Origin of the sequence: Knoellia locipacati (assembly GCF_044791685.1) — a bacterium.
Classification (GTDB): Bacteria; Actinomycetota; Actinomycetes; order Actinomycetales; family Dermatophilaceae; genus Knoellia; species Knoellia locipacati_A.
The window spans coordinates 2867936-2892679 of record NZ_CP087730.1; the positions used below are offsets into that span (position 1 = coordinate 2867936).

At 71.6% G+C, this 24744-nt stretch carries 20 protein-coding genes; 16 read left to right on the forward strand and 4 right to left on the reverse strand.

Going from position 1 to position 24744, the window contains the following annotated elements; genetic code table 11:
- The first annotated feature begins 27 nt into the window (after positions 1 to 27).
- Complete coding sequence (locus tag LL946_RS13440; protein WP_404386899.1) at positions 28 to 2046, forward strand: protein meaA; 2019 nt, start codon at positions 28 to 30, stop codon at positions 2044 to 2046.
- A 19-nt stretch (positions 2047 to 2065) separates the two neighbouring features.
- On the opposite strand, the gene LL946_RS13445 is transcribed toward LL946_RS13440, so the two are convergent.
- The gene (locus LL946_RS13445) at positions 2066 to 3388 is read right to left on the reverse strand and encodes a GNAT family N-acetyltransferase (RefSeq protein WP_404381440.1); all 1323 of its coding nucleotides are present in this window, start codon (positions 3386 to 3388) and stop codon (positions 2066 to 2068) included.
- Between the two features lie 38 nt (positions 3389 to 3426).
- Here LL946_RS13445 and LL946_RS13450 point away from each other — a divergent pair, with 38 nt between their 5' ends.
- Entirely contained in the window at positions 3427 to 4050 is a 624-nt protein-coding gene (locus LL946_RS13450; RefSeq protein WP_404381442.1) for a histidine phosphatase family protein, read from the forward strand.
- On the opposite strand, the gene nucS is transcribed toward LL946_RS13450, so the two are convergent.
- A complete protein-coding gene (gene nucS / locus LL946_RS13455) occupies positions 4047 to 4742 on the reverse strand; it encodes an endonuclease NucS (RefSeq protein WP_404381444.1) in 696 nt (231 codons plus the stop codon). The two genes, LL946_RS13450 and nucS, sit on opposite strands and share 4 nt — an antisense overlap.
- 71 nt (positions 4743 to 4813) lie before the next feature.
- Between nucS and LL946_RS13460 the strand changes: the two genes are divergently transcribed.
- The 7 genes from LL946_RS13460 to LL946_RS13490 all read left to right on the forward strand — a co-directional run bounded on the left by LL946_RS13460 (position 4814) and on the right by LL946_RS13490 (position 13356).
- Positions 4814 to 5230 carry a hypothetical protein gene (locus LL946_RS13460; RefSeq protein ID WP_404381446.1) on the forward strand — a complete coding sequence of 139 codons (417 nt, stop codon included), beginning with the start codon at positions 4814 to 4816 and terminating at the stop codon, positions 5228 to 5230.
- 58 nt (positions 5231 to 5288) lie between these two features.
- A complete protein-coding gene (locus LL946_RS13465; RefSeq protein WP_404381448.1) occupies positions 5289 to 7067 on the forward strand; it encodes a 3-hydroxyacyl-CoA dehydrogenase family protein in 1779 nt (592 codons plus the stop codon).
- 118 nt (positions 7068 to 7185) lie between these two features.
- Positions 7186 to 8190, forward strand: coding sequence for a hypothetical protein (locus tag LL946_RS13470; protein WP_404381450.1), 1005 nt, complete (start codon positions 7186 to 7188; stop codon positions 8188 to 8190).
- A 179-nt stretch (positions 8191 to 8369) separates the two neighbouring features.
- On the forward strand, positions 8370 to 10829 hold the full coding sequence (locus LL946_RS13475) for an FAD-dependent oxidoreductase (RefSeq protein ID WP_404381452.1): 2460 nt from the start codon (positions 8370 to 8372) through the stop codon (positions 10827 to 10829).
- 186 nt (positions 10830 to 11015) lie between these two features.
- Positions 11016 to 11597: a hypothetical protein gene (locus LL946_RS13480; protein WP_404381454.1), complete on the forward strand. Its 582-nt coding sequence runs from the start codon at positions 11016 to 11018 to the stop codon at positions 11595 to 11597.
- Between the two features lie 106 nt (positions 11598 to 11703).
- Entirely contained in the window at positions 11704 to 12003 is a 300-nt protein-coding gene (locus LL946_RS13485) for a hypothetical protein (protein ID WP_404381456.1), read from the forward strand.
- Positions 12004 to 12045: 42 nt separating this feature from the next.
- The gene (locus LL946_RS13490; protein ID WP_404381458.1) at positions 12046 to 13356 is read left to right on the forward strand and encodes an AI-2E family transporter; all 1311 of its coding nucleotides are present in this window, start codon (positions 12046 to 12048) and stop codon (positions 13354 to 13356) included.
- A gap of 202 nt (positions 13357 to 13558) precedes the next feature.
- Here LL946_RS13490 and ccrA read toward each other — a convergent pair whose 3' ends face one another.
- Positions 13559 to 14899 (reverse strand): crotonyl-CoA carboxylase/reductase, encoded by a 1341-nt coding sequence (ccrA, locus tag LL946_RS13495; RefSeq protein WP_404381460.1) that lies wholly within the window; start codon positions 14897 to 14899, stop codon positions 13559 to 13561.
- Between the two features lie 73 nt (positions 14900 to 14972).
- On the reverse strand, positions 14973 to 15425 hold the full coding sequence (gene mce / locus LL946_RS13500) for a methylmalonyl-CoA epimerase (RefSeq protein ID WP_404381462.1): 453 nt from the start codon (positions 15423 to 15425) through the stop codon (positions 14973 to 14975).
- Positions 15426 to 15657: 232 nt separating this feature from the next.
- Here mce and LL946_RS13505 point away from each other — a divergent pair, with 232 nt between their 5' ends.
- The 7 genes from LL946_RS13505 (at position 15658) to LL946_RS13535 (ending at position 24733) form a co-directional block, all read left to right on the forward strand.
- The gene (locus LL946_RS13505; protein WP_404386901.1) at positions 15658 to 16812 is read left to right on the forward strand and encodes an acetyl-CoA C-acetyltransferase; all 1155 of its coding nucleotides are present in this window, start codon (positions 15658 to 15660) and stop codon (positions 16810 to 16812) included.
- Between the two features lie 104 nt (positions 16813 to 16916).
- Positions 16917 to 17831 carry a methylmalonyl Co-A mutase-associated GTPase MeaB gene (meaB, locus tag LL946_RS13510; protein ID WP_404381464.1) on the forward strand — a complete coding sequence of 305 codons (915 nt, stop codon included), beginning with the start codon at positions 16917 to 16919 and terminating at the stop codon, positions 17829 to 17831.
- A 10-nt stretch (positions 17832 to 17841) separates the two neighbouring features.
- Positions 17842 to 19530, forward strand: coding sequence for an FAD-dependent oxidoreductase (locus tag LL946_RS13515; protein WP_404381466.1), 1689 nt, complete (start codon positions 17842 to 17844; stop codon positions 19528 to 19530).
- A gap of 73 nt (positions 19531 to 19603) precedes the next feature.
- Complete coding sequence (locus LL946_RS13520; RefSeq protein WP_404381468.1) at positions 19604 to 19915, forward strand: MTH1187 family thiamine-binding protein; 312 nt, start codon at positions 19604 to 19606, stop codon at positions 19913 to 19915.
- 129 nt (positions 19916 to 20044) lie between these two features.
- A complete protein-coding gene (locus LL946_RS13525; protein ID WP_404381470.1) occupies positions 20045 to 23197 on the forward strand; it encodes an FtsX-like permease family protein in 3153 nt (1050 codons plus the stop codon).
- Positions 23194 to 24048: an ABC transporter ATP-binding protein gene (locus tag LL946_RS13530; protein WP_404381472.1), complete on the forward strand. Its 855-nt coding sequence runs from the start codon at positions 23194 to 23196 to the stop codon at positions 24046 to 24048. The genes LL946_RS13525 and LL946_RS13530 overlap by 4 nt, the downstream gene beginning before the upstream one ends.
- Complete coding sequence (locus tag LL946_RS13535; RefSeq protein ID WP_404381474.1) at positions 24032 to 24733, forward strand: ABC transporter ATP-binding protein; 702 nt, start codon at positions 24032 to 24034, stop codon at positions 24731 to 24733. Before LL946_RS13530 ends, LL946_RS13535 begins: the two co-directional genes overlap by 17 nt.
- The last annotated feature ends 11 nt before the right edge of the window (positions 24734 to 24744 follow it).

A 24744-nucleotide genomic window follows, 5' to 3' on the forward strand; every position in this document is an offset into this window, starting at 1 on the left:
CGTCCCGAGCGAGACCGACCCTGGGTGATGCGCACGTATGCCGGCCACTCCAGTGCCGCTGCCTCGAACGCGCTCTACCGGCGCAACCTCGAGAAGGGCCAGACCGGGCTCTCCGTCGCCTTCGACCTGCCGACGCAGACCGGCTACGACCCCGACCACGTGCTCGCCCGCGGAGAGGTCGGCAAGGTGGGGGTGCCGATCTCGCACATCGGTGACATGCGGGCCCTGTTCGACGAGATCCCGCTCGGTCAGATGAACACGTCGATGACGATCAACGCCACGGCGATGTGGCTGCTCGCGATGTACCAGGTGGCGGCCGAGGACCAGGCCACGGCTGCCGGCGAGGACCCGTCCGAGGTCGTGCGATCGCTCGCGGGCACGACCCAGAACGACATCATCAAGGAGTACCTGTCGCGCGGGACCTACGTCTTCGCGCCGGCGCCGTCGCTGCGGCTCATCACCGACATGGTGAGCTACACCGTCGCCGAGATCCCGAAGTGGAACCCGATCAACATCTGCAGCTACCACCTGCAGGAGGCCGGCGCGACGCCCGTGCAGGAGATCGCCTACGCGATGTCGACGGCCATCGCCGTGCTCGACGCCGTCCGCGATGCGGGGCAGGTGCCGCAGGAACGTTTCGGCGAGGTCGTCGCCCGGATCTCCTTCTTCGTCAACGCGGGGGTCCGGTTCGTCGAGGAGATGTGCAAGATGCGCGCCTTCGTCGAGCTGTGGGACGAGCTGACGCGTGAGCGCTACGGCGTCACCGACGCCAAGCAGCGGCGCTTCCGCTACGGCGTCCAGGTGAACTCGCTCGGCCTCACCGAGGCCCAGCCCGAGAACAACGTCCAGCGCATCGTCCTCGAGATGCTTGCGGTGACGCTGTCCAAGGGCGCGCGCGCACGCGCCGTCCAGCTCCCGGCGTGGAACGAGGCGCTCGGGCTGCCGCGTCCGTGGGACCAGCAGTGGTCGCTGCGTATGCAGCAGGTGCTGGCCTTCGAGTCCGACCTGCTCGAGTACGACGACCTCTTCGAGGGGTCGACGGTCGTCGACGCCAAGGTCGCCGAGCTCGTCGCCGGCGCGAAGGCCGAGATCGCCCGCGTGCAGGAGATGGGCGGGGCCGTGGCGGCCGTCGAGAGCGGCTACATGAAGTCCGCCCTCGTCGCCTCGCACGCCCTGCGGCGTCAGCGCATCGAGGCCGGTGAGGACGTCATCGTCGGGGTCAACAGGTTCGAGACCACCGAGCCCAACCCGCTCACCGCCGACCTCGACACGGCCATCCAGACGGTCGACGCCGGCGTCGAGGCCGCGGCTGCGGCAGCGGTCCGGCAGTGGCGTGAGCAGCGTGATGCCGACCCGGCTCGACAGGACCGTGCGGCCGCCGCTCTCGCTCGCCTGCGCGAGGTCGCCCAGACAGACGAGAACCTCATGGAGGCCTCGATCGAGTGCGCCCGCGCCGAGGTGACGACGGGGGAGTGGGCCCAGGCGCTGCGTGACGTCTTCGGCGAGTTCCGGGCGCCGACCGGTGTCACGGGGTCGGTCGGTCTCACCGGTGGCGCTGCCGGGGCGGAGCTCACGGCGGTGCGGGAGCGGGTCGGTGCTCTGCGGGAGGAGCTGGGCGAGAGCCTGCGCGTCCTCGTCGGCAAGCCCGGTCTCGATGGCCACTCCAACGGCGCCGAGCAGATCGCGGTCCGCGCTCGCGACGCCGGCTTCGAGGTCATCTACCAGGGGATCAGGCTGACACCCGAGCAGATCGTCGCGGCGGCCGTCTCCGAGGACGTGCACCTCGTCGGCATCTCGATCCTCTCGGGCTCGCACATGGAGCTCGTGCCCGAAGTGCTCGACCGGCTCCGGGAGGCCGGCGCGGGCGACATCCCGGTCATCGTCGGCGGGATCATCCCCGAGTCCGACGCGGCCCGGCTCAAGGCCCTCGGTGTCGCCGAGGTCTTCACGCCGAAGGACTTCGGCCTCAACGACATCATGTCGAGGTTCGTCGACGTCATCCGCGAGTCACGGCAGACGGAGTCCGCGCAGCCGACGCACGCCTGACCGCTTGGGTGACGGCGCCTCAGAAGTGGGTGTTGCAGTGCGGTGACGGGCTGCCGTCGGCCAGCGCAGCGAACCGGCCCAGCGACTCGTCGTTGCCGGTCACGCGACCGGCGCGAGCCATCGCGTCCACCGTGACGTCCCCGAGGTAGAGCGTCCCCAGCGTCTCGACGTCGAGCGTGACGTCGGGCTCGTCGGTCGTCGCGGTGACCGAGGCTCGCCCGTCGCGCGCGGTGACCCGGACCACGCCGTCCGCGTGGTCCAGCGGGTCCTCCACGCGCAGCGTGAGCGACCCGTCGGCGAACCACGGCCGAGCCTCGAGGGCCGCCGGTGCGTCGAGGATGCGGACCCACAGGTGGTCGGGCATCGAGGTGACCCTGCGGACACGGTGGTCGACCAGGGCGAGGGCGAGTGGGTCCACGGCGGGGGCAGGACCCACGACGACCCGGGCGAGGTCGATGTCGGCGAGGAACTGCCACAGGGAGAGGTATGCCGTGGGCGTCGCCGAGACGAGGTCGTGCACCTTGACCTCCACCTCGTCGCCGCTCTTGATCTCGTAGACGACGTAGCCGTCGGCCCGGCCGTCGGGACCGATCCGCACGGCGACCCGCTGCTTGCGGCTCTCGCTCTGCTCGTCCCAGTCGTAGCCCCTGAGCCAGTCCTCGTAGTAGGCGGGCCGACCGAGAGCCCCGCGAGTCACGTCGTGGTGGCGGTCGAAGACGCCCGACAGCGCCGGCCAGGACTCGACCGGGTCAGCCATGACGACGCGGCCACCGTCGTCGGGGACGGACCGGAGCCGGAACCTGGACGAGGTGTCGACCCGCAGACGAGCCTCCCGCGTCGCCGGGCCGAAGCCGAACCGCTGGTAGATGGACCCCTCCGAGGCGGTGAGGACGGCGACGGGCACGCCCGCGGCCACCGCCGCGTCGAGGTTCTCGGTCATGAGACGGCGCATGAGGCCACGGCGGCGGTGCGTCGGCGCCACGGTGACGTCGGTGATCATCCACGCCTCGACCTGGGCCGCGCCGGCGTTGAGGGTCTTGGTGAGGTGGGCGAACGTCGCCACGGGCACGTCGTTCGAGAGTCCGAGCGGGTTGGTGTCCCAGACCCCGCGGTTGACGGCACCGTCGGCCCGGGCCACCCTCAGCCACTTGGCGCGGAACTCGTCGGTCGGACGGCCCTGGTGGAAGCCGCGGAGGATCGCGTCGAGCCAGCCGTCGAGGCGAGCAGTGTTGGCCGGGCTCTCGTCGTGGAGGTCAAGGGTGGCGAAGGAGAGGTCGTCGGTCACCTCGTCAGCCAACCAGCCGCGAATGCCGCTGTCGACCGGATTCGGGGCGGACGGCATACGGGCTCGTGTCCGGGAGGACGTGGCAAGGTGGGGGCGTGAGCGACCTGCAGTGTGCCGCAACCGTGCTCGTGGCCCGGCACGGCGACGCCGACTACCCGCACCCCAAGGTGCTGTCGGACGACGGCGGCTGGCTCACCGACAAGGGCCGGGACCAGGTGCGCGAGCTTGCCGAGTCGCTGTCGGGGCGCAAGGTCGCGGCGGTCTACACGAGCGGTCTCCAGCGCGCCGTCGAGTCGGGCGTCGTCGCCGCGGAGGTGCTCGCAGTCGCGACGCGGGTCGTGCCGGGTCTCGAGGAGTTCTCGGTCGGCGCGCTCGCCGGTCGGGAGCACGACGACCCGGAGCTGCTCGGGGTGTTCGAGGCGTGGAAGGCGGGCCACCTGGGCACGTTCATCCCCGGCGGCGAGGACGGGCAGTCGGTGCTCGACCGCTATCGCAGCGCCCTCGAGGAGATCGCCGACCTGCACCGGGGCGAGACGGTGCTCGCCTTCAGCCACGGCGGGGTGATGTCGTTCGCGCTCCCGCGCATGTCTCGCAACGTGCGCAGCGACCTCGCGGGCCTGCACTTCCTCCCGACCTGCGCGGTCGCCGAGATCTCCGTCGACGCCGACGACGTCGTCGTGCGGTCCTGGCCGGGGAGCGCGGACCGCTCGGTGGTCTAGAAGAGCCGGTGCTCGCTGTTGTCGATGCCCTTCAGGTCGTCGTAGTCGAGGACGACGCAGCGTATGCCGCGGTCCTCGGCCAGCGTGCGGGCCTGCGGCTTGATCTGCTGCGCGGCGAAGACGCCCGCGACGGGGGCGAGGTGCGGGTCGCGGTTCATGAGCTCGAGGTAGCGGGTGAGCTGCTCGACACCGTCGATGTCGCCGCGGCGTTTGATCTCGACGGCGACGGTCGCCCCGGTGGCGTCCTTGCAGAGGATGTCGACCGGCCCGATGGGGGTCATGTACTCGCGCCGCGTCAGGGTGAAGCCGTCACCCAGGGTCGTGATGTGCTCGGCGAGGAGCCGCTGCAGGTGGGCCTCGACGCCGTCCTTGACGAGCCCGGGGTCGACGCCGAGCTCGTGGCTCGTGTCGCTGTGGACCTCGTGCAGGCGCACCCGGAGGCGGTCCTCGGACTTGGCGTGCTGGACGGCCCAGACCGCGGTCACGCCGTCGGCGACCTCGGCCTCGTCGGGGTCGACCTCGGCCATCGCGCACGGCGGTGACATCCAGTTGAGGGGCTTGTAGGAGCCGCCGTCGGAGTGGATGAGCACCGAGCCGTCGGCCTTGACCATGAGCAACCGGGTCGCGAGGGGGAGGTGGGCCGTCAGCCGCCCGTCGTAGTCGACACTGCAGGTCGCAATCACCACTCGCACCGGGTCACCCTAACGGGCAGGGTTGCCGTCGTCACACCACCGGCGCAGACTCGAGGCAGAGGTGACTGCCTGTGAGCTACCTGCCCGCCTATGCCGCCGTGACCGCCGGGGTCGTCGTCGCGCTCGACGCCGCCTGGGCGGTGCTGAGGTACGCCACCACCGGCCACGCGCCCCGCCCCTACGACGCGGTGACCGACCGCTGGGAGGCCTGGCGCGACGCCCAGCGGCCGGGCCCGGAGCCGGTGCCCAGCGCGGTCCTCGCCGCCCAGCTGCGACGCCTCTCGGACCAGGTCCAGCGGATCGGAGACAGCGACCGGCCGGCCAAGGCCCTGCACCTGAGGGCGGCCCTGCTGGCCTACGACGACGGGCTGCTGCGGGCGTGCAGCGAGCTGGGAGTGCCGCCGCCGGAGGGCGCGAGGAGCGGGATGAGCCGGGAGCAGCGCTTCCAGGTGGAGTCGGCGCTGCTCGCCTCGGGCTTCTCCTGGTGAGGACTCTCACCCCCGGGAGCGCTCCACACGGCATACGCGCTCTGACAGACTCGCGACCATGTCACGCGAGTTCACCAAGGTAGGCGTCATCGGACTGGGCACCATGGGTGCCGGCATCGTGGAGGTGTTCGCGCGCAACGGGATCGACGTCGTCGCCGTCGACGCCAACGACGAGGCGGTCGAGCGTGGGCGCTCCTTCCTCGCGAAGTCGACCGGTCGTGCGCTCGACCGCGGCAAGATCGACCAGGCGGCCCACGACGCCCTCCACGGGCACGTCACCTACGCGACCGGGTTCGACTCGCTCGCCGACTGCCAGCTCGTCGTCGAGGCCGTACCGGAGCACCTGGACCTCAAGAAGGAGATCTTCGCCGAGCTCGACGCGATCGTCGCGCCCGACGCCATCCTCGCGACGAACACCTCGTCGCTGCCGGTGACCGAGATCGCCGCGTCGACGAGCACGCCGAAGCGCGTCGTCGGCATGCACTTCTTCAACCCCGCGCCGGTCCTGCAGTTCGTCGAGGTCATCCGCACCGTCATCACCGCCGACGACGTCTTCGAGGACGTCAAGGCCCTGGCCGAGCGGCTGGGCAAGAAGCCGGTCATCGTCGGGGACAAGGCCGGGTTCATCGCCAACGCCCTGCTCTTCGGCTACCTCAACCACGCGGTCGCGATGTTCGAGAGCCGCTACGCCACGCGCGAGGACATCGACGCCGCGATGAAGCTCGGCTGCGGCTACCCCATGGGTCCGCTCGCGCTGCTCGACCTCATCGGTCTCGACACGGCATACGAGATCCTCGACACGATGTACAAGCAGGGGCGCGACCGGCTCCACGCACCGAGCCCGATCATCAAGCAGATGGTGTCCGCGGGGCTCAAGGGCCGCAAGACCGGACGGGGCTTCTACACGTATGCCGGCCCCGGCTCTCCCGAGGTCGTCGCCGACTCGCACACGCCGAGCGAGGGCGTCGCGGACGGGGTGACGCTGCGCGAGGTCAGCTCGGTCGGCGTCGTGGGCTCGGGGACGATGGCCACCGGCATCATCGAGGTCTTCGCCAAGGCGGGCAAGCAGGTCACCTACGTCGCGCGGACCGAGGAGCGGCTCGCCGGTGTCCGCGCGGCCATCGAGAAGTCGCAGGCGCGGGCGGTCGAGAAGGGGCGCGCGACCCAGGAGGAGGCCGACGCGCTGCTGGCCCGCCTGCACCCCACGACGTCGCGCGCCGACCTCGCCGAGGTGGACCTCGTCGTCGAGGCGATCGCCGAGGACCTCGACATCAAGCAGGAGCTCTTCCGCGACCTCGACAAGATCTGCAAGCCCGGGGCGATCCTCGCGACGACGACCTCGTCGCTGCCGATCATCGACTGCGCCAAGGTCACGTCGCGTCCCGAGGACGTCGTCGGCATGCACTTCTTCAACCCGGCGCAGGTCATGAAGCTCGTCGAGGTGGTGCACACCGTCTCGACAGGCGACGACGTGGTCGCCACCGTGCAGCAGCTGTGCCGCGAGATCGGCAAGAGCCCGGTGACGTGCGGGGACCGCTCCGGCTTCATCGTCAACGCGCTGCTCTTCCCCTACCTCAACGACGCCATCAAGATGCTGTCGGCCAACTACGCCAGCGCCGACGACATCGACACCGCCATGAAGACCGGCTGTGGCCTGCCGATGGGACCGTTCGAGCTGCTCGACGTCGTCGGGCTCGACGTGTCGCTGGCCATCGAGCGGGAGCTCTACATCGAGTTCCGCGAGCCGGGCTACGCACCCGCGCCGCTGCTCGAGCACCTCGTGACGGCGGGCTACCTCGGCCGCAAGAGCGGGCGCGGCTTCCGCACCTACGCCTGACGCGTCGAGATCGGGCAGACGGCAGGTTCGGCGGCCTATTTTCGGCCGTCTGCCCGATCTCGAGGCTGCCTGTGGATGGCGTCAGCGGTGGTGTCGCGGCTCGGGCCACGCTGGAGGCATGCCGCCCAGAGATCCGGTTCTGTCCTCGCCCACGTCGCTGGCCGCAGCCCGTGCCTCCGGGCTGAGCCTCTCCCAGTGGCGTCGCCCGCACCTGGTGCGCGTCACCCAGGAAGTGCGGTCGCCGGTGGCGCCCGCCGACCTCACCGAACGCTGCCGGGCCTTCGCCCTCGCGCTTCCCGACGACGTCGTGTTCAGCCACCTCACGGCGGCGGGTCTGCTGGGGCTGCCGCTCCCTCGATGGGCGGCGAGCGGTGACCTACTCGACGTGATGAGGGAGTCCTCGCGGCCGCCGGTCGAGAGAGGTGGATGCCGCGGCCACCGCGGACTGGAGAGGCGCCGGGTGACACACGTAGCAGGTCTTCCCGTCACCGGTCCGGTCGACACGTGGGTCGACCTCGCCGAGATCTGCTCGCCGCAGACGCTCTCGGTCGATGATCTGGTCGTCGTGGCCGACGCCGTCCTCATGGCACTCGCCGAGCGCATCGTCGTCCAGCCGGGGGAGGAGGAGTGGGAGGCGGTGCTGCGTCACCAGATGGCCGCTGATGCCGGTGGTGGATCGCGGACGGACCGGCGCGACGATTTCGTTGAAGCGATGTCCCGCCGCACCCGTCCTCGAGGTGCCCGCCGACTGCGCGACGCGCTCCATCTCGCCCGGGTCGGCGTGAGGTCGCCCATGGAGACACTGACCCGACTACTCGTCGTGCGCAGCGGTCTGCCCGAGCCGGAGCTCAACGCTGCCGTGGTCGGTGACGCAGGCTGGATCCTCGAGGGCGACCTCGTCTGGCGTGAGCAACGGGTCATCGGGGAGTACCAGGGCGATCACCACGGTGGCCGCCGTCAACGGAGCGTCGACGTGGCACGCCGCAACCTCGCCGAGGACGACGGGTGGCGCGTCGTCGAGATCTGGGCCGAGGACCTGTTCCAGCGCTCCCGCCGCATCGCCCTGCTGCGCCGACTCGCGCACCTGTTGGGCGTGGACCCGCACCGCCTGGACCTCGGCTGAGCGCTTCGGTGGGGATACGGCTCCCCACCCTCGCTGCGGCTGTCGAGATCGGGGAGACTGCACGATCCGCCGCCCCGATCGTGCAGTCTCCCCGATCTCGAGACGCCGGGGCCGGATCTCGAGTCGCGTCGACGCCGTATGCCGTCCGCCTGCCCGCCGTCGGTGGGTAGCCTCCGCGTGTGAGTGCAGCCCCGAACCTCCCCAGCCGCGCCCGGGTCGTCATCATCGGCGGCGGCGTCATCGGCACCTCCATCGCCTACCACCTCGCGCACGAGGGCGTCACCGACGTCGTCCTCGTCGAGCGTGACCGCCTCACCAGCGGCACGACGTGGCACGCCGCCGGGCTCATGACCTGCTTCGGGTCGACGAGCGAGACCCTGACGAACATCCGGCTGTACTCACGCGACCTCTTCGCGCGCCTCGAGGCCGAGACCGGGCTGTCCACGGGCTTCCGCCCGGTCGGCGTCATCGAGGCCGTGGGTGACACCGACCGCCTCGAGGAGTACCGGCGCGTCGCCACCTTCCAGCGCAGGCTCGGGCTCGAGGTCGACGAGATCGCCCCCGGCGAGATGGCCGAGCTCTTCCCGCATGCCGTCATGGACGGCCTCATCGCCGGCTTCCATGTCCCCGGTGACGGCCGCGTCAACCCGGTCGACCTCACGATGTCGCTGGCCCGCGGCGCGAGGAACCTCGGCGTGCGCATCGTCGAAGGTGTGAGCGTGGGCGACGTCATCACCCGTCAGGACGGTGCGCTCCCGCGTGTCACCGGCGTCCGCACCAGTGCAGGCGACATCGAGTGTGAGACGGTCGTCAACTGCGCCGGCATGTGGGCCCGCCAGCTGGGGGAGCGGCACGGTGTCGTCATCCCGAACCAGGCGGCCGAGCACTACTACCTCATCACCGACACCATCCCCGGGCTCGACCCGAACGGGCCGATCTTCGAGGACCCGGCGCGCTACGGCTACTACCGCGAGGAGGGCGGCGGCATGATGGTCGGGCTCTTCGAGCCGGAGGCCGCCGCGTGGAACCTCGACGGCATACCCGAGGACTTCTCGTTCGGCACGCTGCCTCCCGACTGGGAGCGCATGGCACCGGCCCTCGAGATCGCCATGTCCCGCGTGCCGGTGACGCTCGACGCCGGCGTCCGCACCTTCTTCTGCGGCCCGGAGTCGTTCACGCCCGACCGGCTCCCGGCCGTCGGCGAGGCACCCGGTCTGCAGGGCTACTTCGTCGCCGCTGGCCTCAACTCCGTCGGCATCCTCAGCAGCGGTGGGCTTGGACGCGTTGTCGCACAGTGGATCTCGAGCGGTCGCCCGGACGTCGACGTCACCGCGATCGACGTCGCGCGCTTCATGCCGCACCAGCTCCACCGCGACTACCGGCGGGACCGCGTCACCGAGGTCCTCGGCAGGACGTACGCCGCCCACACCCCGGGCGTCGAGCTCCTCACCGGTCGCGGCACGTTCGTCTCGCCGGTCCACGACGAGATGGTCGCCGCGGGCGCGAAGCTCAAGGACGTCTCCGGCTGGGAGAGCGCGGACTGGTATGCCGGCGACGGACAGACCCCGCACGTCACCCCCTCGTGGGGTCGCCAGCCCTGGTTCGAGCAGTGGGAGGCCGAGCACCGGGCGGTGCGGGAGGCGGTGGGCCTCATCGACATGTCCTTCATGGCGACCTTCGCCGTGACGGGTCCGGACGCCGGAGCCGTGCTCGAGCGGGTCAGCGCGGGGCACGTCGACGGGGACGTCGACCGGATCACCTACACCCAGTGGCTCGGCCCGGACGGCGGCATCGAGGCCGACCTCACCGTGACCAAGCGGGGGGAGGGCGACTTCCTCGTCGTCGCCTCGGACACCGCGCACGGGCACACCCTCGCGTGGTTGCGACGCCAGGTCGGCGACGCCGAGGTCGTCGTCGAGGACGTCACCGAGGCCACCGGACAGCTCAACGTCCAGGGGCCGCTCTCTCGGGACCTGCTCGCGGCCCTCACCGACGCGGACCTGTCGAACGAGGCGTTCCCGTTCCGGGCCGCGCGCAGCATCACGGTGGCCGGGATCGAGCTGCTCTGCGTCCGCATCACCTACGTCGGCGAGCTCGGCTACGAGCTGTACGTCCCTCGGGAGCACGCGGCCACGCTCTGGAGGGTGCTGCGCGCGGAGGGCACGGCATACGGGCTCAGGCCTGTCGGACTGCGTGCGCTCGGTTCCCTGCGGCTCGAGAAGGCCTACCGCGACTACGGGCACGACATCGACAACACCGACACGGTCCAGATGGCGGGGCTCGGGTTCGCGGTCGACCTCGACACGGAGTTCATCGGGCGTGAGGCAGTCGTCGCCGAACGCGAGAACCCGCGCCACGACCGGCTCGTCCAGGTGCTGCTCACCGACCCCGCGCCGCTGATGTTCGGGGCCGAGGTCGTGCTGCGTGACGGTGTCGCGGTCGGGGACGTGCGGTCGGCGTCCTACGGCTGGACGCTCGGGGGAGCGGTGGGCATCGCCTCGGTCACCGCCGGCAGACCGGTGACGAAGGCGTGGCTCGACGACGGGACGTGGGAGGTCCATGTGGCGGGCACCCGCGTCCCGGCGACGGTCTCGCTGCGTCCGCTCCACGACCCGACGAGCGCCCGGGTCCGCGCCTGACGAGCGGTCTGACGACGGCTCGGAACACCCGCAACCCTCTTCGGGCGGTGTGAGCCACATCTCGTTGAAAGGTACCGGACCCGGGACCATCGTCCCTGATCCGCGACCCCGGTCAGGCGCGAGAGTTGGTCCTGCCAGCAAGGCACACCAACAACGGGCCACAGCCCAGACGAGGAAAGAACCATCATGCGACGTCGCACCTTGGATGCACTGCTCACGACGGGCGGCCTCATCGTCGCCACAGTCCTCCTGGTCGCAGGCGGACTCCTCTCCTGGGCCAACACCTTCGTGGACGACAACGTCCGCACCCAGCTCGCTGCGCAGAACATCTACTTCCCCGAGGCAGGCAGCGAGCAGCTCGAGGACCCGGCGGTCAAGCCCTACCTCGAGCAGTACGCCGGCCAGCAGCTCCTCACCGGCGAGCAGGCCAAGGCCTACGCGGACCACTACATCAAGGTCCACCTCGACGCCTCGACCGGTGGCAAGACCTACTCGGAGCTGAGCACCCTCTCGCGGGCCAACCCGGACGACGAGAAGGCTGCCGGACTCGTCCAGCTCGCCTTCCGCGGTGAGACGCTGCGAGGCCTCCTCCTCAACGCCTACGCCTTCGGGACCATGGGCAAGATCGCGATGTACGCCGCCTGGGCCAGCTTCGCCGGCGCCCTCGGGATGTTCGTCCTGAGCTTCCTCGGCTTCCGCCACCTGCGCCGGGTCCCGGTCGAGCAGGAGGTCGGCATCCCCGCCCGCGCGGTGCCCGCCACCGCCTGACCGCCACACCGACCGGGACGGTCCCGCAGCCCCTGAGGCTGCGGGACCGTCTCTCGTGTGGGGGCCGCCGCTTCGCGCCGCGTGCACCGCGCGGGACACTGGACCCATGCCCCGCGCCAACCGCCGCCGCCGCGACGACGTGCCCCTCGCCCTGGGTCGCCTCGGGCGCGGGATGACGACGACCGAGTCGTATGCCGGCCAGCGCTGGGCCGTGCGTCGCCTCACCGGCGAGTCCTCGGACCGCACCTACCTGTGCCCCGGCTGCGAGCAGTCCATCCATCCCGGCACGCCGCACGTCGTGGCGTGGCCAGAGGAGGGCGTCGGCGGGGTCGGCGACCGGCGGCACTGGCACACGGCGTGCTGGGCGGCCCGTGAGCGGCGGCATCCGCCGGGCGCGTTCCGCTGAACGCTCCTCCGCGCCGTCTAGGCTGCCGGACGTGGAGGCGACGTGAACCTGAGCTGGGGCAAGAACTCCGTACGCAGCTGGCGCGAGTACCGGACGCGTCAGCGGGCCGCCCTGCGCGAGAGCAACCGCATCCGCCACGAGGACGAGCACCTCGAGCGGAGCCTGCTCGCCGACCTCCTCGATGGCGACGGCGACACCGACGGGCGTCCGGGCGAGACCGCTGAGGGCCAGCCGGGTGAGGGCCGGGCGACCGCCGCCGCGGGTGCCGCGTCCGGGTCGGAGGGGACGACGCAGTTCGGCGAGATGGGCCGGCCCATCAACCGTCACTCGCCGTTCTACCTCGGGTTCGTCGGGGCGCTCGGCGCGCTCATCGCGATCGGGCTCTGGCACTCGCTCGGGCGGCTCGCGACCACCCTGACGATCCTCGTCGTCGCCCTCTTCCTCACCCTCGCGCTCAACCCGATCGTCGAGTGGCTGGGGCGCCGGGGCCTCAAGCGCTCGCTGTCGGTCGGCATCGTCTTCTTCGGCGTCATCGTCGTCTTCACCCTGCTCGGACTGCTCGTCTTCCCGCCGGTCATCACCCAGGGGACCGACCTCGTCCAGGAGGCGCCGAGCTACGTCGACCGGATCCTCAACGCGAGCTGGGTGCAGGAGCTCGACAAGAACTACGACGTCGTCGACAAGATCAGCGAGGAGTTCAACAAGCGGCTCACCGACGAGACCTTCATCAGCTCGGTGCTGGGCGGAGTGCTCGGCGCCGGCCGGGCTGTCGCCAACGGCGTCTTCCAGACGTTCACGATCCTCATCCTCACGCTCTACTTCCTCGCCTCCTTGCCGAAGATGAAGCGCGTCGCCTACTCGATGGTCCCGGCGAGCCGGCGCAACCGGGTCGCGCAGCTGAGTGAGGAGATCATGCGGCGCACCGGCTCCTACGCCATCGGCCAGGTCGCCATCGCGACGGTCAACGCGATCCTCAGCTACGTCATGATGAGCGTGCTCGGGATCCCGTATGCCGCGGTGCTGGCCGTGCTCGTCGGCTTCCTCGGGCTCATCCCGATGGTCGGTGCCACGCTCGGCGCGGTGCTCGTCTGCATGGTCGCGTTCTTCGACGACCCGCGCAGTGCCCTCATCGCCGGGATCTACTACCTCATCTACCAACAGATCGAGAACTACGTCATCGCGCCGCGGATCATGCAGCGCACGGTGTCGGTGCCGGGTGCGGTGACCGTGGTTGCCGCGCTGGCCGGCGGCACTCTGCTCGGTGTGCTCGGTGCGCTGCTCGCCATCCCGGTTGCCGCGGCTGCCCTGCTGCTCGTCGACGAGGTGCTCGTTCCGCGGCAGCGGCACCAGTAGCGCTCGCTCGCGGCCCCTGTCCTCGCCCGCTGCGCTCGCGCCCCTCGGGGCGCGCTCAGCGAGACGCCGGCCCGCCGCGCTCGCGCCCTTCAGTGCGCGCTAGCGGCACGCCGGCCCGCGACTCGACGCGACCTCCTGTCGCGTCGTCAGGCCGGCGTACCGACGCACGCCCCGACGGGCGCCATGCTTCGCTCGGGCTTGGTCAGGCGTCGCGGAAGCGGTTGATCTCGGTCTCGTAGCGGGAGCGCTTCTCGGCGTCGGTGATGCCCAGGCCCGGCTCGGGGGACAGGGTGAGGACGCCGACCTTGCCCTGGTGGAGGTTGTGGTGGACGTCGAGGGCGGCCTGTCCGACCTCGTCCATCGTGTAGGTCTTGGAGAGGGTCGGGTGAATGAGGCCGCGGTCGATGAGCGCGTTGGCCTCCCAAGCTTCGCGGTAGTTCGCGAAGTGCGAGGACTTGATGTTCTTGAGGTTCATCCAGAGGTAGCGGTTGTCGTACTCGTGCATGTAGCCCGAGGTCGAGGCGCAGGTGACGATGGTGCCGCCCTTGCGCGCGACGTAGACGCTCGCGCCGAAGGTCTCGCGGCCCGGGTGCTCGAAGACGATGTCGACGTCGTGGCCGCCGGTGAGCTCGCGGATCCTCTTGCCGAGGCGCTGCCACTCCTTGGGGTCCTGGACGGTGTTCTCGTCGTTCCAGAACCGGTAGCCCTCGGCGTTGCGGTCGATGATGAGCTCGGCGCCCATGGCGCGGCAGATCTCGGCCTTCTCGGGCGAGGAGACGACGCAGATCGGGGTGGCGCCGGCGGCCAGCGCCATCTGGGTCGCGTAGGAGCCGAGACCGCCGGAGGCGCCCCAGATGAGGACGCGGTCGCCGAGCTTGAGGGCGGCACCGTTCTTGGAGATGAGCTGCCGGTATGCCGTGCTGTTCACCAGGCCGGGGGACGCGGCCTCCTCCCAGGAGAGGTGGGTGGGCTTGGGCATGAGCTGGTTGGCCTTGACGATGGCGAGCTCGGCGAGACCGCCGAAGTTCGTCTCGAAGCCCCAGATGCGCTGCTGCGGGTCGAGCATCGTGTCGTTGTGGCCGTCGGCGTCCTCGAGCTCGACGCTGAGGCAGTGGGCGACGACCTCCTGTCCGGGCTTCCACTTGCCGACGCCCGGGCCGGTGCGGAGCACGACGCCGGCGAGGTCGGAGCCGACGATGTGGTACGGCAGGTCGTGCCGCTTCGCGTACTCGGAGGTGCGGCCGTAGCGCTCGAGGAAGCCGAACGTCGAGACCGGCTCGAAGATCGAGGTCCAGACGGTGTTGTAGTTGATCGCGCTGGCCATGACCGCGACGAGCGCCTCACCCGGGGCGAGCTCGGGCACGGGGACGTCGTCGACGTGAAGCGACTTGCGAGGGTCCTTGTCGCGCGAGGCGAGGCCCTCGAACATGTCGACCTCGTCCTTGTGGACGGTGACGGCCCGGTAGGTCTGCGGGATGGAGAGGTTCGCGTAGGTCTCCTCGGTGCGGTCACCGCTGAGGATGGCGTCGCGGATCTGGTCCATGGGGTGGGGCTCCTTGGTGAGTCGGCTGTGCGAGGGGGCAGTCGGTCGGGGGTGCGGCGGTGCGAACGGGCAGTCAGTGGGGGGTGCGGCTGGGCTCGACGAGCTCGACGAGGATGCCGCCGGCGTCCTTGGGGTGGATGAAGTTGACCCGGCTGTCCGAGGTGCCCCGCTTCGGCTCGTCGTACAGAAGGTGGAGCCCGCGCTCGCGCAGGGTGGCGCTCACGGTGTCGATGTCCTCGACGCGGTAGGCCACCTGCTGGACGCCCGGGCCGGAACGGTCGAGGAACTTGGCGATGGTGGACGCGGGGGAGAGCGGAGCCAGGAGCTGGATGTGGGAGCCGGACCCGCCGACGGCCATCATCGCCTCGCGGACGCCCTGCTCCTCGTTGACCTCCTCGTGCGCGAGCTCCATCCCGTAGGTGTCGCGGTAGAACGCGATCGCCTCGTCGAGGTCGCTCACGGCCACGCCGACGTGGTCGATCGCCGTGAACAAGGCAAGGGGGGACTCACCGGGGGCACGATTCATGGGCCTGAGCCTAGGGACGGGAGCGCACGGCATACAGGTGTTGCGGGTGTGGTGATGGACACCTACGGGACATCGGTCACAGCGGGGGTGGGCCCCTCGCGCGGCAGTGACTAGCATCGTGACGAGACCCTGGGCGTCACGCCCGACATCGACGTTGGAGGACCTTGCAGTGAGCACCGCCTCGACCCAGCACACCGACCCCACTGTCATCGTCGCCGGGGCCCGGACCCCGATGGGACGGATGAGCGGCAGCCTCAAGGGCTTCAGCGGCTCCGACCTCGGCGGGCTCGCCATCAAGGGCGCCCTCGAGAAGTCGGGCGTCAAGCCCGAGGACGTCGACTACGTCATCATGGGCCAGGTCCTCACGGCGGGCGAGGGACAGATCCCCGCACGCCAGGCCGCCGTCAAGGCCGGCATCCCGATGGACGTCCCCGCCCTCACCGTCAACAAGGTCTGTCTCTCCGGCCTCGACGCGATCGCGCTGGCCGACCAGCTCGTCCGCGCCGGTGAGTTCGACGTCGTCGTCGCCGGCGGCCAGGAGTCGATGACCAACGCCCCCCACCTGCTGCCCAAGAGCCGCGACGGCTACAAGTACGGCGACGTGACCCTGCAGGACTCGATGGCCTACGACGGCCTCTACGACGTGCTCACCAACCAGGCGATGGGCTCGCTCACCGAGTCGCGCAACGTCGACGCGAGCGCCTTCACCCGCGAGGAGCAGGACGCCTTCGCGGCCCGCAGCCACCAGCTCGCAGCCAAGGCCTGGAAGGACGGCTACTTCGACGACGAGGTCGTCGCCGTCTCGATCCCGCAGCGCAAGGGCGACCCGGTCGAGTTCAAGGAGGACGAGGGCATCCGCGCCGACACGACCACCGAGTCGCTGTCCCGGCTCCGTCCCGCCTTCGCCAAGGACGGCACCATCACGGCTGGCTCGGCCTCCCAGATCTCCGACGGCGCCTGCGCGGTCGTCGTCATGAAGAAGTCGAAGGCCGAGGAGCTCGGCCTGTCGTGGCTTGCCGAGATCGGCGCCCACGGCGTCGTCGCCGGCCCCGACTCGAGCCTGCAGTCGCAGCCGGCCAACGCGATCAAGAAGGCCTGCGACCGCGCCGGCATCGCTCCCGCCGACCTCGACCTCGTCGAGATCAACGAGGCGTTCGCCGCCGTGGGTCTGGCGTCGACCAAGGAGCTCGGCATCGACGCCGACAAGGTCAACCCCAACGGTGGCGCCATCGCCGTCGGTCACCCGCTCGGCATGTCCGGCGCCCGCGTCGTCCTCACGCTGGCTCTCGAGCTGCAGCGTCGTGGCGGGGGCACCGGCGCCGCCGCCCTGTGCGGCGGTGGCGGCCAGGGCGACGCACTCATCCTCACCGTCCCCTCGTCGAGCTGACGACCCGGCCACCCCGCACCCGGGTCCGCACCATCGCGACGACACCGCGATCCGTCGACGTCCCCTCTCTCGTCGCCCAGGCGAGGGAGGGGCGTCCGCGTGCGGTGGCCCGGCTCATCTCGCTCGTCGAGGACGCCCACCCCGCCCTGCCCGAGGTCATGGCAGCGCTGGCACCACACGGTGGCCACGCCCACGTCATCGGCCTCACCGGGTCTCCCGGGGTTGGCAAGTCCACGACGACCGCTGCCCTGATCAGCGCCCTGCGCGCCCAGGGCAAGCGCATCGCGGTCCTCGCGGTCGACCCGTCGTCGCCCTTCTCGGGCGGTGCGCTGCTGGGTGACCGCATCCGGATGGAGCACCACGCGACCGACCCCGACGTCTTCATCCGCTCGGTCGCCTCTCGCGGTCACCTCGGCGGGCTGTCGTTCGCGACGCCCCAGGCGCTGCGCGTCCTCGACGCCGCCGGCTTCGACGTCGTCCTCCTCGAGACGGTGGGAGTCGGCCAGTCGGAGGTGGAGGTCGCGGGACGTGCCGACACGGTCGTCGTCATCGTCGCGCCCGGCATGGGCGACGGGATCCAGGCGGCCAAGGCGGGCATCCTCGAGATCGGCGACGTCTTCGTGGTCAACAAGGCCGACCGTGACGGCGCCGACGACACCGTCCGCGACCTGCGGCACATGATCCAGCTCGGCAACCGCGAGCGCTCGGTGGACTGGCGGACTCCGGTGGTGAGGACGGTCGCGAGTCGTGGGGACGGCATACGGGAGCTCGTGGAGTCCCTTGCGGCACACCGCCGCTGGCTCGAGGAGTCCGGCACCCTCGACGCGCGGCGGAGCCGGCGCGCGCGGTCCGAGATCGAGGCGATCGCGCTGGCCGAGCTGCGCCGACGCATGGGTGGCGAGGACGGTGGTCTCGTCCCCGACGACGTCGCCTCGGCAGTCGCCTCCGGCACGACCGACGTGTATGCCGCCGCGAGCCTGGTGGTCGAGCGGCTCACGCAGGAGCCGGGTCGCCAGTAGCGTGATCCGGGTGACTCCTCCCGACACGCGTCCGACCCCGGTCATCGTCGTTCTCGGCGCCGAGTACCGGCAGGCGATGGTGGATGTCCTGAGCCAGCGCTACGCGTCGGAGTACGAGATCATCGCCCCGACGACCATGGAGGAGACGATCGAGGTCCTCACCGACCTCAAGACCGGCCGGCGTCCGGTGGCCCTCGCGGCGTGCGAGTTCTTCGCCGGCGGGGAGAAGGCCACCCACCTGCTGGCCAAGTTCCAGAAGTTCATGCCGAGCGCGAGACGGCTCGTCTACGTGCCGGTCGAACGGTTCCGGGGGTCGGTGGCCCAGCTGCGCGAGAGCCTCGCCGAGGGCCGGCTCGACCTCTACCTCATGCTGCCGCAGGGGGCTCGGGACGAGGAGTTCCACACCGCGATCTCCGAGACGCTGTCGGACTGGGCGCAGTCGGTGAGCTACTCGGAGATCGACGGGACCCGGATCATCGCGGATGGGCCCTCTCCGGACCTGAGCCGGATCCGTGACTTCCTCGACCGGATGGGCCTGCCCAACACGGTGCACTCGCCCGACAGCCCCGCCGGGGTGGCGGCGCTCGCCGCTGCGGGCCCGGAGGCGACCCTGCCCCTGCTCCAGGCGCCGAACGACGACTACCTGCTGTCCAACCCGTCCAACGCCGACCTCGGGGCCGTCCTCTACGGGCGGCCGACGGACATCAGCGAGGACGCGATCTGCGACCTCGTCGTCGTCGGCGCCGGTCCCGCTGGGCTGGGTGCAGCCGTGTACGCGGCGTCCGAGGGGCTCGACACGCTCGTCATCGACCAGGGGCCGATCGGCGGGCAGGCCGGGACGAGCTCGATGATCCGCAACTACCTCGGCTTCCCGCGAGGCATCTCCGGGATGCGGCTGGCGCAGCGGGCGCGGTCGCAGGCCGTGCGGTTCGGTGCGCGCTTCCTCGCCGGACAGGAGGTGACCGGCCTGAGGATCGGTGACGGTCCGGACGGCTGCCACGTCGTGGAGCTCGGCGCGGCCAGCGTGCGCGGCCGAACGGTGCTCATCGCCACGGGGGTCGACTACCGACGGCTCGGCGTCGAGGCACTCGAGGGTCTCGTCGGGCGGGGCGTCAACTACGGAGCCGCGGCGAGCACCTCTCGCGAGGTGAAGCACAAGGACGTGTTCGTCGTCGGTGGCGGCAACAGTGCAGGCCAGGCGGCCGTGCACCTCTCGCGCTTCGCCCAGAGCGTGACGATCCTCGTGCGTCGCGAGGGCCTCGCCGCGACGATGTCGAGCTACCTCATCCGCGAGCTCGAGGGGAACCCGCGCATCTCGGTCCGGCCGCGCACCGTCGTCACCGACGGCGGCGGCGAGGGTCGTCTCGAGTGGCTCACCCTCCGCGACGTCGACGCGGGCACGGACGAGCGCGTCGAGGCTGCCGGGCTCTACCTCCTGCTCGGCGCCGAGCCGACCTGTCACTGGCTGCCGCGCGAGGTGGGCCGTGACGACCTCGGCTTCGTCCTGTCCGGCGCCGACACCCCGTGGCAGTCGTGGCAGGGCGGTCGCCCGCCGGAGCCCTACGCGACGACCGTGCCCGGGGTCTTCGTCGCCGGTGACATCCGGTGCGGCTCGATGAAGCGCGTCGCCTCGGCGAGTGGTGAGGGCGCCGGGGTCGTGCCGCTCGTCCACGCGTTCCTCGCGCCAGAGGCACTCTGACGCGGGCCGAGGCGGGCCGAGCCGCTCCGAGGCGGGCCGAACCGGGCTGAGCCGGACGGCATACGGTAGGGCCATGCTCGTCGCCTTCTCCGTGTCCCCGTCCGCCTCCGACGACCAGGGCGGGGTGACCGGACCGGTCGCCGAGGCCGTGCGCATCGTCCGCGAGAGCGGCCTGCCCCACCGCACCGACGCGATGTTCACCACCATCGAGGGGGAGTGGGACGAGTGCATGGCCGTCGTCAAGGCCTGCGTCGACGCCCTGTCCGCCCACGGCCCCCGCGTGGGTCTCGTCCTCAAGGCCGACATCCGGCCCGGGCGGACGGGCGAGCTGGAGGGGAAGCTCGAGCGGCTCGAGGCGACGATCGCCCAGCAGTCCGGCACGTGAGCCGGCTCGTCCGGGACGACGTTTCGAAATCGTCACGGTTGGCGCGAGTGACGCAGCGGGGTCGACGGCGCGGTTAGCGTGACCGGGACTGCCATTCGTCGCAACGCCTGACACCGGGGGGCCCTCAGCATGTGGAAGGCGATCCGCTACCGCGGTGGTCAGTCCTTCGTGCTGGTCCTCATCTCGGCGCTGGTCGCGACCTGCGCCGCCTTCGCGCCGCTGTTCTCGCGGTCGATCGACCAGGCCCTGCTCCGCGCGACCCTCGGCCGGCTCGAGGCGGCCGACCTCAAGCTGGGCGTGCTCGCCACCCGCACGCAGAACCCGGAGCTCAGCGCCAACGCGGTCGAGGACGAGATGCCGCCCTCCTTGGACCAGTGGTACGAGCCGGGCATCTCGATGACGACGGCCAACACGGACGTCGTGCCCGAGGCGGGCAAGAAGCCCTCGCCGGTCCGGCTCGTCGCCCGCGACGAGGTCTGTGAGCACCTCAGCCTGAGTGACGGCGCCTGCCCGGCCGACGGTGACGACCTCCTCGTCTCCGACCCCGACGCCAAGGCCTGGGGGTGGACCCTCGGGACACGGCTCGTCGTCCCCACCGACGACGGAGCCCCCACCCCCTACACGGTCACGGGGATCTACACCGCCAGGGCGGACCCCGACTACTGGCTGCGCACAGAGCTCCAGGGCAAGTCGGGCAAGGTGGTTGACTACGGCGACCTCGTGGCCGGCATCGACGACTTCGTCGTGGCGCCCGCCGGCCTCGAGCAGGGATGGCGGGACGCGCAGCTCTCGGTCGACTACCGGCTGCGCACCTCGACCATCACGCTCGACTCGCTGGGAGCGGCGGGCACGGCGGTCGGCGAGCTGCGCCCGGCGAGCCTCGCGACCGTCGACAGCCCGCTGCCCGAGATCGCGCGCCAGGTCGACGACGGCAAGGGCCTCGTCCGCCAGCTCGTGCCCCTGCTCATCGCCCAGCTCGTCGCGGTGGCGCTGGCCGTCCTCGTCCTCGTCGCGGGGGCGGCCGTGGCGCAGCGCCGCCCCGAGATCGCTGTCGCGCGCCTGCGAGGACGCAGCCGGGACGCGAGCCGCCGGCTCGTCATCGCCGAGCTCGGCCTCACCGTCCTTCTGGGCCTGCCGATGGGCGTGCTGATCGCCATCGGCCTCGGCGAGCTCGTGCGCCGCGTGGTCCTGCCGCCCGGTGTGCCGTTCGAGCTGGGCTGGCAGGTGCCGGTCGCCGCAGCCGCTGCCGGCCTCGCCTCGCTCGCGGTCGTGTATGCCGCCGCGCGGCCCGTCCTGCGCGAACCGATCGCCTCGCTGCTGCGCAGCGTCCCACCTGCGCCGACGTCGCGGGGACTCCGGGTGGGCGACACCGTCCTCGTCGTGCTCGCCGCGGTCGGCATCGTCGGGATCCTCACCGGGCAGGTGACGGGGCCGATGGCGATCCTCACCCCGACCCTGCTGGCCCTCGCTGCAGGAGCGCTGCTCGGTGTCGTCGTCGTCGTGCTCGCGACGCGGCTGGGCCGGCGTGCCCTCGATGCCGGTGCCCTCGGCTCGGGGCTGGCCGGCCTGGCGATCGGCCGCAGACCCACGACCCGGCACGTCCTGCTCGTCGTGACCGCTGTGTCGGCCCTCGTCGTCTTCGCGGCGAACGCCGTCGCCGTGGCGGACCGGAACCGCGAGAACCGGGCGAAGGTCACCGTCGGCGCGTTCGCCGCCCTGCGCACGGGATCGAAGGACCCGACGGCGGTCGCGCGGGCCGTCGCCCAGCTGCCGGCCGGTCAGCGCGAGCACGCGATGCCCGTGGGCTTCGTCGCGCAGCGCGACCCGGACTCGACGACGACGATCGCGGCCCGGCCCGAGGAACTGCGCCGCATCGCCTGGGCGCCGCCGGCGCAGGTGGGGCTGGACCTCGAGGCGCTCGAGCTGCCGGACCAGGACCCGGTGATGCTCGAGGGGGACCGCCTCACGGCGAAGGTGGCGTTCGACCTCTCGCCCGTGGGTTTCGGCTTCGGTCCGGTTCCTCAGGGCGTCTCGCCGGCGGAGTGGCGGCCGGGCCAGGTCGACGCGCAGCCGCTCCGGGTCGGCATCACCGTGACGACCCCGGAGGGTGAGGTCCTCACCCGCGACCTCGGCGCGCTGCCCCACACCGGCACGGGGACGCGCACCGTCGACGCACCACTCCTCTGTCCGGCCGGCTGCCGGCTCCAGTCGGTCTGGGTCCAGCTCGCGCAGGCCCAGCAGCTCGACGCCGTGCGTGGGACGGTCGACCTGTCCGGCTTTGCGCTCGACGGCAGGCACCTCGGCATCGACGACGTGTCCGGCTGGATCGAACCCCGCGGTGGCATCCGGGCACCGAGCGGCGGGGAGGGTGTCGTCATCGACCCCGCGACGGGGATGCCGATCCAGGTCGACGGCCCGCAGGAGGACACGATCACGCTGGCGGCCGCACCCGGAGGCGGCCTTCGGCTCACCGTCTCCAACACCGGTCGCAACGCCGCCGTGAGCCGGGCCGACGCACCCGAGGTCGTCCCCGCGCTGCTGTCGGGACGCATCCCGTCGGGCGGCACCGCCGAGCGGTTCGACATCCAGAGCCTCGCCGGTCGGACCACCGCGGCCACGGCTGCCCAGCGCGTCCCTGCGCTGCCCTTCGTCGGCAACCGGGGCGCCCTGGTCAACCTCGACCTCATGCTGCGCCTCGGTGGTCGCCTGCCCGCCACGGGCTCGATGGAGGTCTGGATCGACCAGGGCTTCCCCGGCGGCGTGGCCGGCGCCGAGCGAGCGTTGGCCGACAAGGGCCTCGAGGTCCTCTCGACCCGGTCGCTGCCGGAGAGCAAGCGCCTGCTCGACGAGTCCGCGACAGGGTGGGGTCTGCTGCTCGGGCTCTTCACGGCGCTGCTGTCCCTGCTGCTCGCCGCGGTCATGCTCGTCGTCGTGGCGATGACGACGGGACGGGTCGTGACCCGGGACCTGGCCGCCCTGCGGGTCGCCGGCGTGTCCGCTCGCGACCTGCGCCGGGCCACCGTCCGTGAGGCCGTCTTGCCGGTGGTCCTCGGGGCCGTCGTCGGTGCCGGCTGTGGTGTGGCCGGTGCCGTCATCGCGATGCCGCTCATCCCGCTGTTCGACACCCCGGCACCGGTGCCCGCGCTGGACCTCGCTCCGGCGTGGCCTGTCATGGCGGGTGCGTGGGTCGCCACAGCGCTCGTGCTCGGGCTCGTGGCCTCCGTGCTGGCGTTGCGGTCCTCGAGCCGGGGCGACATCGAGCGGCTGCGGGAGGCGTGGTGAACGGACTGCCCGTGCTCACCGCCGGCCTCGTGCACATCTACCGGGCCGAGCACCACGACGTCGCCGCGCTCGCCGGCGTCGACCTCTCGGTGCAGGCGGGCGAGATGCTCGCCCTCCTCGGCCCGTCGGGGGCCGGCAAGTCGACCCTCCTCACGCTCTTCGGCGGGCTGCTGCGCCCCAGTGCGGGACGCATCCGGATCGGTGACCACGAGCTGTCGCGGATGTCCGAGTCCGCGCTCGACGCGCTGCGGGGACGTGAGGTCGGCATCGTGCTCCAGGGTGCGTCGCGCAACCTCATCCCGCACAAGACGATGCGCGAGAACATCGCCTTCGTGCAGGGCTCTCGGCGGAGGAGGAGGACCGACTCCGTACCCGTCGACGAGGTCCTCGACCTCGTCGGCCTGCGAGAGCGCGCCGACCTGCCCCTCTCGTCCCTGACGCCGGGCGAGCTCCAGCGCGGCGCGCTCGCGGTGGCGGTGTCGACCCGTCCGGGCCTGCTGCTCGGCGACGAGCCGACCAGCCAGCTCGACCACGAGGCACGCGACCAGGTGCTCCGGGCGCTGAGCGACATCAACTCGACCTGGGGCACGACGGTCATCGTCGTCACCCACGACCCCGAGGTGGCGGCCCGTATGCCGCGCACGGTCACGATCCGGGACGGCCGGGTCGGCGCCGAGGGGCGTCAGGGCGAGGAGTTCGCCGTGGTCTCGGCCGACGGCTCGGTGCCGCTGCCGCCGCACGTGCTCGAGAGCCTGGCGCCGGGCACCCTCGTGCGGCTCGTCGAGTCGGACCAGGGCTGGACGCTCGTCAGGGACGAGATCGAGGAGGGACCCGATGGGGAGGCACTCTGAGCCGCGGCACGGCACGCCGGACCGTGGCCAGCCGTCCGAGAACGGACACGGACGGGTGGTCGAGGTCCGCGGGGTCGGCGTCACCTACGGCGACGTCACGGCGCTGCGTGGGGTCTCGCTCACGGCGCGGCCCGGGGACTTCGTCGCGGTCACCGGTCACTCCGGCGCCGGCAAGACCACGCTCATCAACGCGATCGCCGGCATCGTCCCGCTCGCCGCGGGTGAGGTCGACCTCGGTCGCGGGGGCTCGGTGCAGAGGGACCCGAGTGCGGTCGCGATCATCCCGCAGGGCAACGGGCTCGCGAGCGTGCTCACGGCATACGAGAACGTCCTGGCGCCGCTCCGTGCGCGCGGTCACGCGCCGGCGGACGCCGCCGAGCGCGCGGCCGCGGCACTGGCCGCGGTCGGCCTCGGGGAGTCCGGGACCCACCTCGTCGAGGAGCTCAGTGGCGGTCAGCAGCAGCGCGCGGCAGTGGCTCGCGGGCTCGCGATCGGCGCCGGCGTGCTCCTCGCGGACGAGCCCACGAGCGAGCTCGACCATGACAACCGTGAGCGCGTCCTCGACCTCATGAGGGCTCAGGCGGACGCCGGTGCGATCGTCATCATGGCGACGCACGACCCGGAGGCCGCGGCCCGCGCCGACCACGTCATCGAGCTCGACGACGGCGAGATCGTCCGCCATTGACGCTCCTGCCG

Bases quoted from the DNA above. Each gene is read 5' to 3' on its own strand.
- LL946_RS13485 (WP_404381456.1), top strand. From the start codon at position 11,704: ATGCCCCGCGCCAACCGCCGCCGCCGCGACGACGTGCCCCTCGCCCTG.
- ccrA (WP_404381460.1), bottom strand. From the start codon at position 14,899: ATGGACCAGATCCGCGACGCCATCCTCAGCGGTGACCGCACCGAGGAG.
- LL946_RS13480 (WP_404381454.1), top strand. From the start codon at position 11,016: ATGCGACGTCGCACCTTGGATGCACTGCTCACGACGGGCGGCCTCATC.
- LL946_RS13465 (WP_404381448.1), top strand. From the start codon at position 5,289: ATGTCACGCGAGTTCACCAAGGTAGGCGTCATCGGACTGGGCACCATG.
- LL946_RS13535 (WP_404381474.1), top strand. From the start codon at position 24,032: ATGGGGAGGCACTCTGAGCCGCGGCACGGCACGCCGGACCGTGGCCAG.
- LL946_RS13525 (WP_404381470.1), top strand. From the start codon at position 20,045: ATGTGGAAGGCGATCCGCTACCGCGGTGGTCAGTCCTTCGTGCTGGTC.
- LL946_RS13445 (WP_404381440.1), bottom strand. From the start codon at position 3,388: ATGCCGTCCGCCCCGAATCCGGTCGACAGCGGCATTCGCGGCTGGTTG.
- LL946_RS13440 (WP_404386899.1), top strand. From the start codon at position 28: ATGCGCACGTATGCCGGCCACTCCAGTGCCGCTGCCTCGAACGCGCTC.
- LL946_RS13470 (WP_404381450.1), top strand. From the start codon at position 7,186: ATGCCGCCCAGAGATCCGGTTCTGTCCTCGCCCACGTCGCTGGCCGCA.
- LL946_RS13505 (WP_404386901.1), top strand. From the start codon at position 15,658: ATGGGACGGATGAGCGGCAGCCTCAAGGGCTTCAGCGGCTCCGACCTC.
- mce (WP_404381462.1), bottom strand. From the start codon at position 15,425: ATGAATCGTGCCCCCGGTGAGTCCCCCCTTGCCTTGTTCACGGCGATC.
- LL946_RS13520 (WP_404381468.1), top strand. From the start codon at position 19,604: ATGCTCGTCGCCTTCTCCGTGTCCCCGTCCGCCTCCGACGACCAGGGC.